Source organism: Escherichia sp. WS3063 (assembly GCF_046486595.1).
Taxonomy (GTDB): domain Bacteria; phylum Pseudomonadota; class Gammaproteobacteria; order Enterobacterales; family Enterobacteriaceae; genus Escherichia; species Escherichia coli.
Map to the genome: position 1 here is coordinate 1 of NZ_JBJQKY010000062.1, position 2,422 is coordinate 2,422.

Consider the following 2,422-nt stretch of genomic DNA (forward strand, 5'->3'; position numbering starts at 1 on the left):
ATCGCATAAGCACTGAACCATTCATTCACGCGTACAGATGGCCCCGCCATCATGCTGAACCAGCGGTTACGCACTGAATCTTCATGCCAGCGGGTATCGCTGTAATGCGTTTTTTGCTCATCTTTGGCATTGGCATAACTGAATGACGTCACCAGCCCCAGCGTGTCCGTAAATTCATAACGGTATTTCACGTTAATGCCCTTCAGGTCATCACTGCCTGGCATATCAGTATGGGTCTGAAGATACCCGGCGCTTAGTGTGGACTGATGCTCTGCTGCGCTCGCTGGCGTACCAGCGGCAACCAGCCAGACTACTGCGGACAGAATAACAGCACATAATTTACGCATAATTACCTCTCGCTTTTCTGCAATAAAAAAGGCGTCATTTCTGACGCCCATATTGGGGTTATAAAATTCAGCTGATACTGATGCCTGCGGTGGCTTTCTTCATCACCACAACCAGCAAATCGCTGATACTTGCTGTGGGATACCAGCCATTTACCAGCCATGCCGATACAGAAAATTCCAGTGTCATGACACCACTGCCTGCAGGCATATCAATAACACCCGTATATATCAGCGTATTATCCAGAGCCGTTCGGTTATAAATTTCAGCACCGTTTTTTCGTACTATCAGACGGCATGAGGAGTAGATATCAGTATGATCTTGCTCATGTTTAGCGCCACTGAATGCCACCGCCGGGATAACAATTTGCCGGTCAAACGGCTGATCGTCATAAACCCTGACGGTAATGGTTCCTGATGGCCACCGCTCCGGTGCACGGGAGTCCCGGGGGAAAGCTTTGCCCACCGTTTTAACAATATCGCCTTCAATCTGGTTGGCTGACAGTTTTCCCAGAATCCGGCAGTTCTGATTAATCGTGACATTGTTGAGCGTCCCGGAGTTCGCATTCACGTTACCGCTGATATCGGCATTTTTCGCCGTCAGCCGCCCGTCCGGTGTCAGGGAAAATGCCGGAGGATTACCGCCGCTGGTAATGGTGGGAGCCGTCAGGTATTTCAGGAACACTTCGTTCATGAATATCTGATCGCCCTGACCAACAAACATCGGCTTTGTGTTGCCATTCGCAGGATTAATCATCGCAATCCTGTCTGCCGCCAGCAGCACCTGACTCTGCATGCCGTCAGGGGTGTTTTCAATACCGGCACCAATACCCGCGATATAAAGGCGTCCGTCCTGCATCTGCTGCAGCTTCACAGCCCACATGCTGTTCAGGTTATTATTTGTATCAACCTGAACCTTCTGTATCTGCTGGATCGCTGCACTCTGGTCTTCCAGTTTCTTATTGACGGTCTGCGTGATTTCATTACTGACATCCGTGATGGACGTTCTGATTTCCGCCAGGTCAGGCGCAAGCTGACCGTTATCAATCTGCGTCCACAACTCCTGAGCCAGATGGGTTTTCCCTATCTCTCCTTTGAAAAAATCCAGATAGCCGGATGCATCATCACTCGGCTGGCCAACAGCCTCCACGAATGCCGATTTGCCAACGGTGTTCACACTGCGGATGTAAAAATAATAATCATGGCCCGGCCTGATATTGATACTGGCAGCTATCCAGTACAGCGCCGTGCCAAGATAGCGCGCTGTGGTTTCAACCTGTCTGATATCCGCAATCCGCTTTTCCGAGAACCAGAACTCAAACTGTACCGTCGGGTCATAAACGGCAAGATGCGGCGTGGCGGTGATCTGAAAATAGCCCGGCGTCAGCTCAATCTGTGACGGCGCTGCCGGTGCGGCAATCCGGAACGATACCGATGCAGGATCGCCCTGCTGTCCCCACGCATTTACCGCCCGGACTGTCAGCCTGTAGTTCCCCAGCGCCAGTTGCGTGAAGCGGTATGTGGTTTCCGCCGTCCGGGCCGTGCTGACCAGCCGCTCACTGCCGTCATCCGCTGCCACGGTCAGGCGAAGCATGAAACTCACGCCCTTCACCACCTTCGGCGTGTCCCAGCGGGCCAGTACCTGATACTCCCCGCTGTCTGCGGTGACTTCGGCAGTCAGGTGCTGCACCGCTGGCGGCGTGACACCATTCACCGTGCCGCTCTGGTCGCCGTCAAAGTGCGCCCCGTTATCCACGATGGCTTCTTTTTCCGGTACATGCTGCACGGCGGTGATGGCATACGTGCCGTCGTCGTTCTCACGGATACTCACGCAGCGGAACAGGCGCTGGCGCAGCGTCGGCAGCTTCAGCCCCCACACGCTGTATTCGGCTATCCCGTCAGGAAACCGGCTCACTTTCACCTTCACGCCGTCGGTGACGGACTGGACTTCCACGCTGACCGGATTGCCCTGCCCGTCAACCAGGCTTATCAGCGTGGTACCGGAGGATGGCAGCGTGATTTCACGGTCGAGCGTCAGCGTCCGGGTCTGGCTGTTCACCGCCAGCACGCGCCCGCCA

2 protein-coding genes are annotated in these 2,422 nt (G+C 54.3%); both read right to left on the minus strand.

The window, feature by feature from the left end:
• Positions 1–347: Ail/Lom family outer membrane beta-barrel protein (locus ACJHYW_RS25120; protein ID WP_410233387.1), on the minus strand; the 347-nt coding region annotated here is incomplete at its 3' end.
• A gap of 67 nt (positions 348–414) precedes the next feature.
• Positions 415–2,422, minus strand: a 2,008-nt coding sequence (locus ACJHYW_RS25125; protein ID WP_410233388.1) for a phage tail tip protein, incomplete at its 5' end; no start/stop codon positions are given.